General features: G+C 33.8%; 14 protein-coding genes. 3 read left to right on the top strand and 11 right to left on the bottom strand.

The features are described from left to right. Positions 1-58 precede the first annotated feature (58 nt). From V1468_RS08295 to V1468_RS08250, 10 genes are all read right to left on the bottom strand, one after another. On the bottom strand, positions 59-3,016 hold the full coding sequence (locus tag V1468_RS08295) for a glycoside hydrolase family 3 N-terminal domain-containing protein (RefSeq protein WP_331809772.1): 2,958 nt from the start codon (positions 3,014-3,016) through the stop codon (positions 59-61). 122 nt (positions 3,017-3,138) lie between these two features. Next, complete coding sequence (gene serB / locus V1468_RS08290; protein WP_331809771.1) at positions 3,139-4,359, bottom strand: phosphoserine phosphatase SerB; 1,221 nt, start codon at positions 4,357-4,359, stop codon at positions 3,139-3,141. A gap of 139 nt (positions 4,360-4,498) precedes the next feature. Then, positions 4,499-4,984, bottom strand: coding sequence for an ABC transporter ATPase (locus V1468_RS08285; protein ID WP_331809770.1), 486 nt, complete (start codon positions 4,982-4,984; stop codon positions 4,499-4,501). A 29-nt stretch (positions 4,985-5,013) separates the two neighbouring features. Further along, on the bottom strand, positions 5,014-6,099 hold the full coding sequence (locus tag V1468_RS08280) for a WG repeat-containing protein (protein ID WP_331809769.1): 1,086 nt from the start codon (positions 6,097-6,099) through the stop codon (positions 5,014-5,016). A 73-nt stretch (positions 6,100-6,172) separates the two neighbouring features. Then, complete coding sequence (locus tag V1468_RS08275; RefSeq protein WP_331809768.1) at positions 6,173-6,811, bottom strand: hypothetical protein; 639 nt, start codon at positions 6,809-6,811, stop codon at positions 6,173-6,175. A 51-nt stretch (positions 6,812-6,862) separates the two neighbouring features. Then, positions 6,863-7,063, bottom strand: coding sequence for a hypothetical protein (locus tag V1468_RS08270; protein WP_278005002.1), 201 nt, complete (start codon positions 7,061-7,063; stop codon positions 6,863-6,865). 9 nt (positions 7,064-7,072) lie between these two features. Next, a complete protein-coding gene (locus tag V1468_RS08265) occupies positions 7,073-7,855 on the bottom strand; it encodes a (Fe-S)-binding protein (RefSeq protein ID WP_331809767.1) in 783 nt (260 codons plus the stop codon). A 90-nt stretch (positions 7,856-7,945) separates the two neighbouring features. Beyond that, entirely contained in the window at positions 7,946-9,259 is a 1,314-nt protein-coding gene (locus V1468_RS08260; RefSeq protein WP_331809766.1) for a (Fe-S)-binding protein, read from the bottom strand. 11 nt (positions 9,260-9,270) lie between these two features. After that, positions 9,271-10,218, bottom strand: coding sequence for an MlaD family protein (locus V1468_RS08255; RefSeq protein ID WP_331809765.1), 948 nt, complete (start codon positions 10,216-10,218; stop codon positions 9,271-9,273). A gap of 54 nt (positions 10,219-10,272) precedes the next feature. Continuing rightward, on the bottom strand, positions 10,273-11,403 hold the full coding sequence (locus V1468_RS08250; protein WP_331809764.1) for an N-acetylmuramoyl-L-alanine amidase family protein: 1,131 nt from the start codon (positions 11,401-11,403) through the stop codon (positions 10,273-10,275). A gap of 110 nt (positions 11,404-11,513) precedes the next feature. On the opposite strand from V1468_RS08250, the gene V1468_RS08245 reads away from it, so the two are divergent. From V1468_RS08245 to V1468_RS08235, 3 genes are all read left to right on the top strand, one after another. Beyond that, complete coding sequence (locus tag V1468_RS08245) at positions 11,514-14,303, top strand: putative LPS assembly protein LptD (protein ID WP_331809763.1); 2,790 nt, start codon at positions 11,514-11,516, stop codon at positions 14,301-14,303. A 14-nt stretch (positions 14,304-14,317) separates the two neighbouring features. After that, the gene (locus V1468_RS08240; protein WP_331809762.1) at positions 14,318-14,698 is read left to right on the top strand and encodes a RidA family protein; all 381 of its coding nucleotides are present in this window, start codon (positions 14,318-14,320) and stop codon (positions 14,696-14,698) included. Between the two features lie 176 nt (positions 14,699-14,874). Beyond that, positions 14,875-15,915: a GMP reductase gene (locus V1468_RS08235; RefSeq protein ID WP_331809761.1), complete on the top strand. Its 1,041-nt coding sequence runs from the start codon at positions 14,875-14,877 to the stop codon at positions 15,913-15,915. A gap of 184 nt (positions 15,916-16,099) precedes the next feature. Here the strand turns inward: V1468_RS08235 and V1468_RS08230 are convergent, their stop codons facing one another. Then, a complete protein-coding gene (locus tag V1468_RS08230; protein WP_331809760.1) occupies positions 16,100-16,615 on the bottom strand; it encodes a hypothetical protein in 516 nt (171 codons plus the stop codon). Position 16,616 lies beyond the last annotated feature (1 nt).

The following is a 16,616-nucleotide window of genomic DNA, read 5'->3' as shown; positions in this document are numbered from 1 at the left end:
AAAGTTAGCAGATTTGAAGTTGAGCACCCTAACTTTTAGCACTTTTTAACTTATAACATTAGTCTATAATTGCTTCATAGATCAGTCGCTGTATCTCTGTTCTTATATTTTCTCTGAGTAAAAGGTTTTTACCAGCCTCTGGATATGTTCTGTTAGCTAAAAATACATAAACAATTTCTTCTTCCGGATCTGCCCAAGCATAAGTACCTGTAAATCCTGAATGTCCAAAACTGGTCATAGAAATGCATCCACAAGTTGGTCCTTCTTCGCCAAGTTGTGGCTTATCGAAACCTATACCTCTCCTATTATCACTTTCGCAATAATAACAAGTGTTAAACTTATCTATGGTTTCGGATTTAAAGTAGCGTTTACCTCCATAAAATCCTTTTTGTAGATACATCTGCATAATTTTGGCAACATCATTGGCATTACTAAAAATTCCGGCATGGCCACCAATACCTCCTTGCATCGCAGCTCCCATGTCGTGCACATAACCATGCACTTTTTTGTACCTGTAATAGTTATCAACTTCAGTAGGTACAATATCCTTTAGGCTAAATGTTTGCCTTGGGTTATATGTGGTATAATTTGCTCCAAGTGATTTGTAAAAACGATCTTGAGTGATTTCGTGCAGAGATTTATCATAGAAACCTTCAAGATAATTCTTCAAAATATAATATGGCAAATCACTGTAACGGTAACGCAACCTTGATAACAAATCACTTTCTTTTATTATTTTTTGAATTGAATCTTGATAGTCACTACGCATGTAAAGCGTATTGGTAACTTCAACATTAAAATCGCCAGAAGGCTTTGTTTTATAATACTTTGGATCTGGTTTTTTAGTTACTGAATCTAGTGTTGCATAATAAAAAGGAATCCATGGCTTTAACTGCGCATAATGTGATAACATCTTTTTTAAGGTGATGTTTTTCTTATTCGAATTTTTGTATTCCGGAAGCAAATCTCCTAATTTAGACTCTAAAGATACTGAGCCTTGTTGCTCTAATTCCATAAGGACAGGAAGTGTAGCTAATATTTTAGTTAAAGATGCTACATCATACACATCGTCAAAATCTACTTTATTCTTTTTAGAATAGGTATGATATCCAAAATTCTTATTGTAAATCACCTTTCCACGTCTGGCTACCAAAAGTTGAATACCAGGCGTCATTCTATTATTAACAGCATAGTTGGCTACAGAGTCTATTCTACTTAAACGCTCTGAGTCCATACCAACACGTTCTGGCAAACCGTAGCTAAGGCTTAAAAGTGAATTGTATGTAATACCTGTACCTACAGGAAAAAACGCACCAGCACTGACTGGTAACTTTCCTTTTGCGTCAATACCTCCAAAGATGAGCTGAGCCGACTTTTTCTGGGCTATTTCACTGTTTTGATAACTCATAACAATGGCCTCAATGTTTTCTACTGAACGCAAATCATTAAGCGCATAAGGTCGTGCAAACACATCTAAAATCACTGTAGTGTTTCTTGCTATTTCATAAAGCCATGCTAGCTCTTTTTGTGAAAATTCATAAGCTTTCCAAGGGTTGTCATTAGATTTATGAAAACCAACTACTACTGTATTATAATTCTGTAATTTGGTAATTATTTCATCTAGCTTTTCACCTTTAATATGATGGACCTTGGTGTACTTTTTTAATTCATTATAAAACGTTGAACCACTATCATCACCTAATTCTACATAAGCAATATTTTTGGTCTGTAGATTTCTTAGAGGTAGTATTTCATCTTTGTTTTGCACTATTGTTATAGCATTTTCCATTAGACTTTCGTAAAGCAAATCGTCTTTAAGCCTGTTTAAATCATTACCTAGATTATACAACCCAACCGGAGAATAGTTGTGCAAACCTACCTTATACTTAGCCATAAGTATTTTTTTTACTGAATGCGATAAACGCTCTTCAGTTATTTTATTGGCTTCAAAAGCTTCAATAATTCTTTCTATACCTTTTTCAGGATTTTCAGACATTAGCAACACATCATTACCTGCTAAAAACGCCATTAAATCTATCTCACCACCTTTGGAAATTGTGTTTGTTGAGATACCATCAATATTTTTTTCTACATAATCTGCAGCACCTTTCATCGTTAATGCATCTGTAAAAATGAGACCTTTAAAGCCTAATTCACCTTTAAGAATATCTGTAACAATATGCTTAGATAATGACGATGGAAAGCCTCTACGTTTTTCTAAACTTGGAATGTTAAGATGTGCTACCATAACGCTAGATAAGCCTTCTTTAATGAGTTTTCTGTATGGATACAACTCAATAGAATCGATTCGTTTTTCACTGAAAGAAACTGTTGGTAAAGTTTTATGTGAGTCATCTTCGGTATCACCGTGACCAGGAAAATGCTTAGCGTTAGCCAAAACACCTGCACTCTGCATACCGTTCATAAATGCTAGTCCTTTTTCTGTAACATTATCTCTATCCTCACCAAAAGAACGGTTACCAATAATTGGATTTTTGGGATTGGTATTGATATCTACAACAGGTGCAAAATTGAAATGCACACCTAAACGCTTGCAGTGCTCACCTATTTGTCTTCCGGTTTGCTCTACCAAACTATCCTCTTCGATAGCACCTAGTGTCATATTCCACGGAAACGCATACGTAGAATCTAAGCGCATACTCAAACCCCATTCTGCATCCATACCTACCAATAAAGGCACTTTTGATGATGCCTGTAAAAGGTTATTTAGTTTGGCCTGTCTGTATGGTCCTCCTGTTGAATAAATTACACCTCCAATATGTTGATTTTTTATTAAATCAACAATTTTGCTATTGGCTTTTCCATCGTTCTTTGAAAATACCTGAACCATAAAAAGCTGACCTACACGCTCTTTTAAAGTCATAGCGTTATAAACACTATCTACCCATTTTTGTTGTAGAGCCACATCTTTAGTTAACAATGGATTTGGTGTTGCCTCTTGAGCACAATTAATCTGAACACAAAAAGCTATAAGAATAAGGGACAAATATCGCATACATTAATCTTTTCTCGTTTCTAATTACAATAACGAATACTATGCCAAAATAGCATATTTAATATGAAGTAAAAAGACTTTAGGATTCTTTTATAAACTGTGTAATTAACAGTTAAAAGGCATTAAACCAAATCTATATGACGGTCATGGTAACCCAATAAATATAATACACCATCTAAACCAATACTAGAAATCGAGCTCTGAGCACTATCCTTAACTTTTGGTTTGGCATGAAAGGCGATGCCTAAACCAGCGAGATTAAGCATTTGCAAATCGTTGGCACCATCACCTACTGCGATAGTTTGTTCAATATCAATCCCCATATCATCCGCCAACTGTTGAAGGTATTCTGCTTTTTTATTACCATCTACAATATCACCAATATATCCACCTGTTAACACACCATCTTTAATCTCTAGCTCATTGGCAAAAACAAAATCGATATCTAGTTTCTCTTGAAGATATTTTCCGAAATAAGTAAAACCTCCAGAAAGAATAGCAGTTTTATAACCATAGTTATGAAGCGTATCTATTAGACGTCTTGCGCCTTTGGTTATTGGTAAATTCTCTGCTATGTCTTTTAAAACGTCTTCACTTAAACCTTCTAAGAGTTTCATTCGTTTTTTGAAACTTTCCTGAAAATCTATTTCGCCTTGCATTGCAGATTCTGTTATCGCCTTAACCTCATTACCAACTCCTGCACGCTCAGCCAACTCGTCTATAACCTCGGTTTGTATTAAGGTTGAATCCATATCAAAGCACACCAAACGACGGTTACGTCTAAACATGCTATCTTCCTGAAAAGCAATATCTACATCTAACTCATGCGATATTTTCATAAATCTTGATGTAAACTCAGATTTATCGTTTAGCTTTCCTCGTATTGATAGTTGAATAGAAGCCCTTGGATATTCTTCTTCTTTAACCAAAGACGTACGGCCTGTTAGACGCTTAATAGAATCTATATTCAAGTTTTTTTCTGAAATGACTTTGGTGACTTCAGAAATTTGCTCGGCTTTAAGTTTTTCTCCTAAAATGGTAACGATATAACGATCCTTACCTTGCATACTTACCCAATGCTCATAATTATCTAATGATATTGGTGTAAACTTTGCAGTAATACCCAGCTCATAGGCTTTGAACAATAAATCTTTAAGAACAGCTGCTGATTTTTTCCCAGATTTTATCTCAAACATCATTCCCAAAGACAACGTATCGTGAATATTGGCTTGTCCTATATCTAGAATTTTAGCATCGTACTCTGCTAAAACACTGGTTAAAGATGATGTTAAGCCTGGTTTATCTTGTCCAGAAATGTTTAATAAGAAAATATCAGTACCCACTTTCTATTGAAAATTTTACAATTTTAAAATGACGAATTTGGTACTGTAAAAATCAACATTCTTTCTAAGAAATGAAAATTATTAAACATACAAATACCGTAATTTTTGAACGTATTTACTGAGAATTCAATAAGAAAATTTACTTAATGAATCTGCTATGCCAACTCTCGCTCGCTGGCACTTCCCAGTTTTCTTTAAACTCTGCGATATTAGTCACCAGATTATTAAAAACAATTGTGTTTTTAGAAACTGAATTGTTTTTAGCCATTTTTTTGAAATCCATTAAGGGCTTATATGCGATGAACTCTCCCTGTTTAAAAGACACATTCATCTTATCCATTAAATCTACATTGTAATCCTTTTCTAACTCTTGGATAAAATGCACAGAAGCATCAATTGAGCAACCTGTAGCCAGGTTAAGGTTTTGATTTAAAGCAATGACAATAAAACGTTTGTAAACAATTTTAAATCCTGCTTGTAAATCTTTACCATGTGCTGTCCAGGCTTCAATAAAGACTTCTAATTTAGAGGTTAACTCTTTTATCTCTTCTTCAGAAAAGCTTCTGTTAGCTTGGTAAATCCAAACTCTTGACTCTTCTGGTAATGTATCAAAATCTACTAGCATTTGTATGTATTGTGCGTTTTATTAAACTTTTAATTTTCTAATTCTTTTCTTGTGTACTCTATTGGTTTTACAACTTCGTTTAGAGAATTAATAAGTCCATATTTACCATTTTGCTTTACAAGATAAATATGCGATGTACCTTTTTTACTGGTATCAAAATACTCTATTATATCGTAATTAAGCGGTATAATTGTTTCATTCTGCTGACTTAAAATTCCGTATTTTCCATCTTTGACAACGATAAAATGATTTCCAAATTCTCTAACGTAAGATTCTGCACAAAACATTTCATCGTAAATATTAGGTACTATTTGCTTACCAGTATAATCCACAATTCCCTTTTTTCCATCTTTAGTTACACCTATAATTTTATAGTCTTCAAATAAAAACATGAGTTTTAAGTCTTGCTTTTTGTATGATGGTTTTAGGTTATCCCAATCACCTACGAAATCTGGAAAATACACTCCTATATCGTCAAAAACAGGCTCTACTGTACCTTCATTTGTTATAAAACCTACCATATCATCATTGTAAATGATATAAGATTTCTCATCTTTATTATCTTCGTTATAATGCAAATAATTGTCGCGTACGTAATCATATTCTACAGGAACAATTGTTTTATAACTCTTATTCATGATGCCTTGTTTTCCATTGAAAATGACCAAAAATCGTTTCCAAGTTGAGGTATCTATATCATAGCCATTTTTTCTGTAATCTGCTTTTGTTAATCCTGTGTCTGGCTCACAGTCTTCTATCTTGTATTTTTTATTAAATGAAATACTAGACCATTTTCCTTTCTCTTTTATTAAGTAGCTCTTAATGTTTGGTAAATGAAAAACAGACAATACAGAATCTAACTTAAAAGGAATTAATGTTTTGTTGGTGTTAGAGTTAATTAATCCCCATTTTTTGTTTTCCTTTTTAAAATACAACCCACTTTCTTGAAAACCTAAAACATCACTAGTGTATACAGGTATTTTTATAGAGTCACCAAAGTGCTTATTGATTGTAATGACGTTAGCTTTCTCTTTTTCGGTTAATGACTGTGAATTAACAGATTTACCTAAAAACAAAAATGCCAAAAGCGTTAAGATTTTTACTGTGTTTATCATCTATATAGCTTATGCGATTTTATTAATATTTAATACTATAAAATCACCAATGATTCAGAATGTTATCGCTATACTAAAGTGCTTCTAACTTTGTGATTACTTTTTTGGTGATGTATTGCTTTTCGCTTAAATCAAAAAACTCTTCTTCTTTAAAGGTTACCGTATAGAACTTACCAAAATTAGATTTCTTAAGTAATTCGTAGCCTTCAAATTCATCTGTAATTAAAAAAATATGTGTTTTATCAAAGTCGTCTTTAGCTTCTATATAAGAAATAGCATCATTATTCATAGCTATTAATTCTACCTCTATCGTTAATCCTGAATCGTTAGAGGTATCAAAGCCTAAATCTTCATCATCTTCATTTATTATATCTACTAATTCTTCTGATGAGAAAATAGATAAAAAGTCTTCTGCGCAAATACCAACCATTACTATTCCTATATCCTCACCTATTTCTTCCATATCATCTAAGGTTTTACTTTTGTAGTACTTAGATTTATTTTTGTGAGCATTAAAACTTTGCAAAAGACAAAGCCCAAGCGCCATCTCTTTTTCTTCTGTTGTAGCAGACTTCTTTATTTTTTTCTTAGCAATACACTCGCATGTATCCTCTGCCATAAGTTCTACGACTTCTTCTTTTGATTTCTTTTGAGCGTAACTATTTACACTAAAAAGCATAACTAAGGTTAAAAGTGTAATTTTCTTTATCATAATATTTTATTGGAATTTTAAAAAAAGAAGAGATAATCGAAGCATAAAACACTAATTTTTCTTTCTGTATTGGTATCTAAAAATAAGTGCCATAAAAAAACCAAAAGCAAAAAAGTGAATAAAGACTCTTAAAAGAGAAAACTTATCTTCTGTAAAAAAGTTATAATACCCTTCCATGAAAAGGGTAAAAATTAACCCATTTATTACACCATTTATAATTACTTTTTTTAGAGGAATGGGTTCTCTTTTCATTTTAAAATCTTAAGAATTAGCTATTAATTCTGCTATATCCAATACTGAAATTTCACCTTCTTTTTCTTTTGCTTTAACACCATCTGTCATCATGGTATTGCAGTAAGGGCAGCCTGTTGCAATAATATCTGGTTTAGTCGCTAAAGCATCTTCTGTTCTAAGAACATTGATATCCATATTGCCTTTTTCTGGCTCCTTAAACATTTGTGCACCTCCTGCTCCACAGCATAATGCGGTATTCTTATTACGCTTCATTTCAACCAAATTGGCATTGGTCTTTTTTAGTACATCTCTCGGTGCATCATATTCACTATTGGCACGACCTAAATAACAAGGATCGTGAAATGTGATTCTCTTTCCTTTGTACGTGTTTCCTTCTAAAGTTAAACGACCAGAACTTATAAGCTCCTTTATATATTGTGTATGATGAACAACATCATAATTACCACCAAGGCTAGGATATTCGTTTTTTAAACAATTAAAAGAATGTGGATCACAAGTTACTATACGCTTTACCTCATAAGCATTTAGAATCTCAATATTCATCATGGCTTGCATCTGAAACAAAAACTCATTACCAGCACGTTTAGCAACATCACCTGTATTACTTTCTTCTGTTCCTAATACTGCAAACTCAACGTTGGCTTTGTTTAATATCTTAACAAAAGCTTTTGTAATCTTCTTTGCTCTATCGTCGTAACTACCAGCAGAACCAACCCAAAACAATATCTCTGGTTGCTTACCTTCTGCCATAAACTCTGCCATTGTTGGCACTTTTAGTTGTTCACTCATCTCTTAGATGTTTATTTTTTATGCGTTGAATCCTTTAATTGTTTATTCGTTAAATCGAAAGGAAATTAAACGAATAAACTCGTCAACTTTCTAGTCTTCGTTAGCCCAATTTAAACGGTCCATTTGGTTATAAGGCCATGGTGCACCATTGTTTTCTATATTAGTCATCATATTATTTAGCTCCATTGGTGCAGCACTTTGCTCCATCACTAAATAACGACGCATTTCTAAAATAATAGATAGTGGGTTAATACTCACAGGACATTCTTCTACACAAGCATTACATGTGGTACAAGCCCAAAGTTCTTCGTTGGTAATATAATCTCCTAAAAGTTGTTTTCCGTCATCCTTAAACTCTCCTCCATTGGCATCTATATTTTTACCAACTTCTTCTAAACGATCGCGAGTATCCATCATAATCTTACGTGGAGACAATTTCTTACCTGTTAAGTTAGCAGGACAAGCCGATGTACAACGACCACATTCCGTACAGGTGTAAGCATTGAGTAGTTGAATTTGGTTTAAATCCATAACATCACTAGCACCAAACTTAGCTGGTTCCTCATCTTCTGCTCCTTCCGGTGCAGCTGCAAACGGATCTGCATTAGGATCCATCATTAACTTCACTTCATTTGTAACAGCCTCTAAATTATTGAATTTTCCTTTTGGCTCTACACTTCCGAAATAGGTATTTGGAAATGCTAAAAGAATGTGTAGATGCTTTGAGAAATACAAATAATTTAAGAAAATCAGTATACCTACAATGTGTAACCACCAAGCTGTGCGCTCTATAATATGTAAAGTATCAGGATTATCGCCAAACCATGGTGCAATAAATTGTGAAATAACATTACCATGTCCTAAATTTTGAAATGTCGTATCTGTGGCATTCATAACCAAGAACAAACACATAAGTACTACTTCAAAATATAAAATGATATTACCATCACTCTTTGGCCAGCCTTTCATTTCTGAACTTAAGAAACGTTTTAGTTTAATGACATTACGACGTAACCAAAAAATTACAACTGATACTAAAACTAATACTGCAAGGATTTCAAAAGATCCTATTAAGAAACCATAAACCGATTCTGGCAACACCTTAAGACCTATACGATGCGTACCGAAAAGACCATCGATAATAATTTCTAAAACTTCAATATTTATAATTATGAAACCTACATAAACTACAATATGCAGAAAACCTGCTATTGGTCGTTTTACCATTTTACTTTGACCTAAAGCAATTCTGGCCATATTACGCCAACGTTCACTTTTATGATCGCTAGCATCTACAGCTCTACCGAGTTTTATATTTCGTATTAACTTTTTGATATTGAGCGAAAAATACCCAACACCTAATACCAAAATGATTAAAAAAAGAATATTAGGAATGTATTGCATAGCTAAATCGTCTAATTATTATTAATCTGCTCTTGTGTAGGCTCCTCATAAGGAATTTCTCTTTTAGAGAGGATTCTTCTATATCGTGCAGGATGTAATTTTATATCTAATATTAACAGTTGTAATTCTTTAGAAGCAGCTTCTAGATTGTCATACAGTGCTTCATCATTAAGGAGTTTTCCAAGTGTACCTTTACCGTTATCTAAATTAGCTAACAAACTTTGCATAGAGCTAATTGTTTTTGTTAACTCCTCAACTGTTTTAGACAGTCCAGCTTCTTTTAATTCTGTTGTCAACGCATTTAGGTCCTTACTGGTCTTATCAAATGTATCTAAAATAGATTCAATTTTCTCTTCATTATTTTTAATAACACCTTGTAATGAATACGACGTACTTGTAAAAGATTTTAAGGTTGTATTTAGCTCTGCTATAGCATTTTTTAATCCCTTATCAGACTCATCCAATAATAAAGCATTCAGGTTTTTAACCAGAGTGTCTGCAGATTCTAAAGTACCATCTAATCCAGAGGTTACTTTTGGCAAACTACTTTCTAAAGAAGACATTAAACCTTGTTTTACTTCAGACGGAATAAAATCTCCTGGTTTAGCTTCTGTACCATCATTAGCATCTATTATGGATAATGCATTTCCGCCCATAAGACCTGTCGGATACAATCTAATAACACTGTTTTTAGAGAATTTTAGCTCTGGGTTAACAGAGAACTCTACCACCGTTTTTTTTGTATTGAAATCGTACTGAATATCTTCAACCTTACCAATTCTATTTCCTTTTATAGTTACCGGAGAAGATGGGCTTAAAGCGTTATAATCAAACTCTGTGAAATATGTTTCTTTACTTGAAAATAAATTACTTCCACTTAGAAAAGTGAATAGATATACAAATAAGGCAATACCAGATAGTACTAATACTGCAGTTTTAACTTCTCTTGAAATTTTCAATGGGCTTAAATTTGATTGATAACAAAATTAGGAATAAAATTATTAATAATAATTCTAATTAGTAGCAGATTTAAGAGCCTCCTCTAGTTCTATTTGCTCCCCTTTTTTATTATACGCAACCACAAAACTGGTTGTATAACCCTTAGATTTGGCTTCTTCTTGTAATTGTTTTACTTCATTGTAGTCTGATGTACTTCCATAAAAATACTTGTAGAGCTTACCTATTTTGAGTTTACTAATATCAGACAAGCCTTTAAAATTATACGGTTTAGGTTCTAAATCTTTAGAACTTGCTGCAATCTGCACTTTAAATATTACATCTTTATACTCTAAAGGTAAATTCTCTAAAGTCTCTACTGTTTCTGTATCTAACTTTTCAGTACCCAAAATGCTGCTTCGTACATTATCATCTAGTTCTTTTTTATAATCTACAATAGCATCCTTTATTGCATTAGCAACTTTTACCTGACCACTTTTTGAATTTAAAAAAGCTCCTTCGGTTTTGTTGGTAATAAAACCTGTTTCTATTAAAACACTAGGCATATATGTGTTGTGCATAACCCACAAACTTGCTTGTTTCAAACCTCTACTTTTTCGTTTGGCCTTACTTATAAAATTATCTTCAATTTTACGAGCCAAAACAATACTCTGCTCTACATAAACTTCTTGCTCAATAGTTAACGCAATTTCAGATTCTGGCGAGCTAGGATCAAAACCTTCATAGTGTTGCTGGTAGTTATCTTCTAAAAAGATTACTTCATTTTCTGCTTTAGCGACTGTCATATTTCGTTCAGAATTCTTGGCTCCTAAAACAAAGGTCTCTGTACCATAAGCCTGAGAATGATGCGCATTACAATGTATAGAAACAAAAAGATCTGCATCTGCCTTATTAGCTATTTTTGCTCTGTTTTTTAACGTTACAAACACATCTGTTTTTCGTGTATATATAACCTTAAAATCATCTTTCTTTTCTAACTCAGCACCTAATAGCAATGCTATTTTTAATGCTATATCCTTTTCTTTGTAACCATTCTCTGTAGGTCGTCCAGGATCGTGACCTCCATGACCTGCATCAATAACCACAACAAACTTATCTTCTTGCGCTTGCAGAGATGCAAAGCATGTTAAAGAAGTTATAAAAGTGAGAACTAAGAATACTATTATATTATTTCGCTTCGTTTGCATATTTAATTTAACGGTTTATAAACTCGAATTATTACGCAGTGTTTTTAGTAATATCCTATTTTTAAACTTTAGAAATTTAATAAGATAATCACAAAAAAATATCTGTACTTTTGGCGTTTCAAAAACCGAGCCATACTTTTACAAAAATACATCTAAAAGGATTGCGTACAAATAGCTTACACATACTTTTTGCCTTGAGTTTTACAGTGTTTATCAACACTTTTAGCTTGGCTCAGGAATTACCAAAAAAGAACAATGGTATTTCTACTGACCAAAAATCAGATACTACTGCTGTTGCTAAAGACAGAGTTGAAATTCCTGTAGATTCACTTTTAAACACAAAAGTCGTTGACTCTACGGAGAATGATTCTGTAAAAAAGGAAGGATTCTTAAAAGATATTGTAACCTACAAGGCTAAAGATTATGTTGCTGTAAACCAAACCAAACAACAAATTAGACTATATAATGAAGCTTTAGTGCAATACGAAGACATGGAGATTAAGGCTGGTGTTATAGTTATTGACTACAGTAAAAATCTGGTCTATGCAGGACGAATAAAAGACTCTACAGGATACTCCCAAAAGCCTGTTTTTACACAAGGCGCAAATGTTATAGAGCCAGATTCGATAATTTTTAATACAGACTCTAGAAAAGCATTAATTTTTAATTCGGTAACCGAACAAAGTGGTGGTACAGTAATTGCGGAACGCACAAAGAGAGAAAACGACTCCGTATATTTTATTTCGCAAGGTAAATTTACTACCTCAGAAAATCTTGAAGATCCTGAGTATTACATTAAAATGAACAAGGCTAAAATTGTGCCTAACAAAAAGATTGTAACTGGTATGAGCCAAATGTACATCTACGATGTGCCCACACCTATTGCCATACCTTTTGCGTATTTCCCAATGTCTAAGAAACAAACCTCTGGTATCATTTTCCCTTCATTTGGTGAAGATACAGGTAACGATAGAGGCTACTTCTTACAAAATGGTGGTTACTATTTTGCTATTAACGATTATGTAGATTTGGCTGTATTGGGTGATTACTATACTAACGGTAGTTATGGATTAAGATTGCAAAGTAATTATGCTGTACGTTATAAGTTTAGAGGAAACTTTGGGTTTAGATATGAAAACTTAATTAACAGTGAACGTGGTTTTCCTGACTTTTCAAAAAGTACCATTTACAATATTAGATGGTCACATAGTCAGGATGCGAAGGCTAATCCAAATTCAAGATTCTCGGCATCTGTAAACTTGGGTAGTAGTCAATATTTTTCGCAGTCCATCAATCAAATTAACCAATCTAATTTCTTAACCAATACGCTAGCGTCTTCGGTGTCGTATTCTAAAACATTTCAAGGTGAACCTCAGGTTAACCTAAGTCTATCTGCAACACACAACCAAAATACTAATACCGAAGCAATCAACTTAACCTTGCCAACCATGCAAGCGTCCATGACCAGAGTGTACCCTTTTGCACCAAAATCTGGCACTAAAAAAGGAGCTATACAGAATATTAACTTTCAGGTAAACACAAGAGGAGAATATCGTATTAACACTACCGACTCTTTATTTGGTAAAAGCGAAATGTTTGACGATGCACTTGCAGGTATGCGTCATTCTATACCAGTAACAACAAACTTTAAAGTGTTTGATCATTTTAGTGCAAGTGTTAATGCCAATTTTGAAGAAAACTGGACATTAAAAACACTGAGTAAATTTTGGGACACAGCAAACCAAGAAGAAGTTATAGTCGAAAAAAGTGGCTTTGACCGTTATTTAACCTACAATTTTGGTGCGAGTATTGGTACAACCTTGTATGGTATGTTTAACTTTCAGAAAAAAGGAAAAAACCCAAAAATACAAGCTATTAGGCACGTAATGCGACCTTCTCTTAGCTACAGTGTTTCTCCTGCTTTTGATCAGTATTATGAAACTTATGATGTTATTGATGCAGATGGTACAACAAGCGACCAGGTAGAATATACACGTTTTGAAAATAACCTTTTTGGCAGACCTGGCAATCGCTATTCTAGTAGTATTGGTCTTGCACTTGGTAACAATTTTGAAGCTAAAATAAGACCTAAAGACTCTACAGAAACAGAACCAAAGAAAGTCTTTTTATTAAACAACCTTAACCTGTCTACATCTTACGATATAGCTGCAGATTCCTTAAACTGGAGTCCTGTAAGAGTTACAGGAGGTACACAAATTCTTAATAAGAAGATGAATATTAACTTTGGTATGACTTTAAACCCTTATGCCTTAGATAGTAACAATAATCTTATCAACACCTTTAATATTAATAATGGTGGAAGCTTATTCCGTTTAACTTCTGCAAACTTAAACGTTAGTTATAGTTTAAATAATGATAGTTTTTCTGGTAAAGACAAAGAAGAGGAACGAGACGAAGAAGCAGACCGAAGGTCCTCAACCGCCAATGCAAGAGCAGACGACCTCTTTGGTGTTTCCCAAGATTTTGCTGATCAACGACTCGGAGACCAGCAAAAAGATAAGAATAAGGATGCAGAAGAAAACAACGAATTTTACAACTACAAAATGCCGTGGAGTCTGAGGTTATCTTACGCTGCAAACTATAGCAATACAAGGCGACAGAACGAAATCACCTCTCAATCGTTAATGTTTTCGGGAGATATTGAACTATCACCTCGTTGGTCTGTGGGTGCATCATCTGGTTACGATTTTTTAAACCAAGGCTTTACCTACACCCAATTACGTTTTGAACGTGATTTATTAAGTTGGAGAATGAATTTTACTTGGGTACCATTTAGTAACCGTAGCTCATGGAATTTCTTTATTGGTATTAAATCTAACTTGCTTAAAGATTTAAAATACGATCAACGTCGTCAACCAGACCGATCATTAGGCAATTAATCCTCATTAAAATCATGAAAAAAATAATCAACACACCAAACGCACCTGCGCCAATAGGTCCATACAATCAGGCTGTTTTAGTTGGTAATACATTATACACGTCTGGTCAAATTGCATTGCATCCAAAAACAATGGAATTGGTTACAGATACAATTGAGGCTGAAACAAAACAGGTTATGGAAAATATGAAGGCTGTTTTAGAGGCTGCAGACATGACGTTTGATAATGTCATTAAAACATCGATTTTTATTAGTGACATGCACAACTTTGCAAAAATCAACGCTGTATATGGCACTTACTTTAATGAAGACACAGCACCTGCCAGAGAAACTGTAGAAGTAGCCAACCTGCCAAAGTTTGTAAATGTTGAGATTAGTATGATTGCTGTTATGTAATTATAATTATTCGTCAGTTCAAGTAATTTAGAAGCACGAGAAATTGTATTGAAAACTATATTATAAGCAAACCAACTATAAACAATTGTTGATAAAAATCATCAAGGCTCATGCAGTTTTGGTGATTTCTTTTTTTACAGAACCTCTATTTTTGAGAGTAACCAAATTATCCCAGTATGCGCATTGAAAATGATTTAAAACTTGGCTTTAAAGATGTAATGATTCGTCCAAAACGTTCTACATTAAAAAGTAGATCGGAAGTGAGTTTAGATAGAGAATTCACGTTTTTAAATAGCAAAGCCGAATGGAAAGGTATTCCTATTATGGCAGCTAATATGGACACGGTTGGTACTTTTGAAATGGCTTTGGCATTATCGCAGCAAAAGTTATTTACTGCCATACACAAGCATTACACGTTAGACCAATGGGATACTTTTTTAGACACTGCTCCTGCTAATATTGAAAATTACATAGCACTTAGTACTGGGATCAGCAAAGAAGACGCTGATAAGGTGAAAGCTGTTATTAGCAAACATCCGTTTTTAAAGTTTATATGCATAGATGTTGCCAATGGCTACTCTGAGCATTTTGCTGATTTTGTACAGCAAACCAGAGACGCATATCCAGATAAAGTAATTATTGCTGGTAATGTGGTTACAGGCGAAATGGTAGAGCAATTAGTACTCTCTGGTGCAGATATTGTAAAGGTAGGTATTGGCCCAGGAAGCGTTTGTACTACAAGAGTTAAAACTGGTGTTGGTTATCCGCAATTATCTGCCATTATTGAATGTGCAGATGCAGCACACGGTTTAGGCGGACAAATTATTAGCGATGGTGGTTGCACTACTCCTGGCGATATTGCTAAAGCTTTTGGTGCAGGTGCTGATTTTGTAATGTTAGGTGGTATGTTAGCAGGCCACGCTGAAAGTGGTGGAGAATTAATTACCAAAAACGGAGAGCGCTATAAACAATTTTATGGCATGAGCTCAGCCACTGCTATGGAAAAACATGTTGGTGGTGTTGCTAATTATAGAGCCAGCGAAGGCAAAACTGTTGAAGTACCTTACAAAGGTGATGTTAAAGACACATTACAAGACATTTTAGGTGGCTTACGCAGTACTTGCACATATGTTGGTGCACAACGCTTAAAAGAGCTTACCAAACGTACAACGTTTATACGTGTTGCTGAGCAAGAAAACCAGGTATACAACTCTTAAAAAATTAAACGGTTTTGAAGATTTTTTTTGTAGAGTTAAATTGGTTACGCTTATCGATCTAAGCTATGAGTAGTCGCTTGGGTTAGCACTTCAATTTGCAAGTAAAAGCCAAACTAAAAATCCTCGTGGATTTTCGGATGTAGATGAGAACAAGCAATTACTTATAACCATCCCAAGTGTATAGTTATCTTTGAATTCCATTTTCAATATCCACTAATTTCAATTCTTTGTGGTAGCTTTCAATTCTTGAGTGAGCAGTTCCGTCAACTAATAAAATGACTATTAGCATTGCAATAGCTGTAATACTAATTGCTCTCCAAGTTGGTGTATTTACAAACAGAATTAACAATGCCGCTATAATGATTAAAATTGGAATTACTTTAAATACAACAGTATATTCCTTTAACGTGCTTTCAGTACGTTCTATTTCGGACTGATAAAATGCAGCTGCATCACTATTAAAATCCTTTTCAAATTGTTTAACTCTCTGGATATTAGTATAGTTGAGACCGCTACCAATAATTAAAAGTAAAATGCCTGCCACTAAAGTCGGAATAATATAAGCCTTTGCTAAATCAGTTTTTCCTAATTGCCAAAATCCAACACTTGCAATTAAAAATCCAATTGCAAATAAGATGAAAAAACGTGTTGAAAACACTTCGGCTTTTGCCCATTCTGTGGCTAATTTTAATAGTTCCATT

Origin of the sequence: Winogradskyella poriferorum (genome assembly GCF_036553625.1) — a bacterium.
In the GTDB taxonomy this organism is placed as follows: domain Bacteria; phylum Bacteroidota; class Bacteroidia; order Flavobacteriales; family Flavobacteriaceae; genus Winogradskyella; species Winogradskyella poriferorum.
This window is presented reverse-complemented; position numbering and strand designations above follow the sequence as displayed.

Excerpts from the sequence above, each read along its gene's own strand:
- V1468_RS08230 (WP_331809760.1), bottom strand. The coding sequence starts at position 16,615 with ATGGAACTATTAAAATTAGCCACAGAATGGGCAAAAGCCGAAGTGTTT.
- V1468_RS08250 (WP_331809764.1), bottom strand. The coding sequence starts at position 11,403 with ATGCAAACGAAGCGAAATAATATAATAGTATTCTTAGTTCTCACTTTT.
- V1468_RS08295 (WP_331809772.1), bottom strand. The coding sequence starts at position 3,016 with ATGCGATATTTGTCCCTTATTCTTATAGCTTTTTGTGTTCAGATTAAT.
- V1468_RS08240 (WP_331809762.1), top strand. The coding sequence starts at position 14,318 with ATGAAAAAAATAATCAACACACCAAACGCACCTGCGCCAATAGGTCCA.
- V1468_RS08275 (WP_331809768.1), bottom strand. The coding sequence starts at position 6,811 with ATGATAAAGAAAATTACACTTTTAACCTTAGTTATGCTTTTTAGTGTA.
- V1468_RS08270 (WP_278005002.1), bottom strand. The coding sequence starts at position 7,063 with ATGAAAAGAGAACCCATTCCTCTAAAAAAAGTAATTATAAATGGTGTA.
- V1468_RS08235 (WP_331809761.1), top strand. The coding sequence starts at position 14,875 with ATGCGCATTGAAAATGATTTAAAACTTGGCTTTAAAGATGTAATGATT.
- V1468_RS08265 (WP_331809767.1), bottom strand. The coding sequence starts at position 7,855 with ATGAGTGAACAACTAAAAGTGCCAACAATGGCAGAGTTTATGGCAGAA.
- V1468_RS08285 (WP_331809770.1), bottom strand. The coding sequence starts at position 4,984 with ATGCTAGTAGATTTTGATACATTACCAGAAGAGTCAAGAGTTTGGATT.
- V1468_RS08280 (WP_331809769.1), bottom strand. The coding sequence starts at position 6,099 with ATGATAAACACAGTAAAAATCTTAACGCTTTTGGCATTTTTGTTTTTA.
- V1468_RS08260 (WP_331809766.1), bottom strand. The coding sequence starts at position 9,259 with ATGCAATACATTCCTAATATTCTTTTTTTAATCATTTTGGTATTAGGT.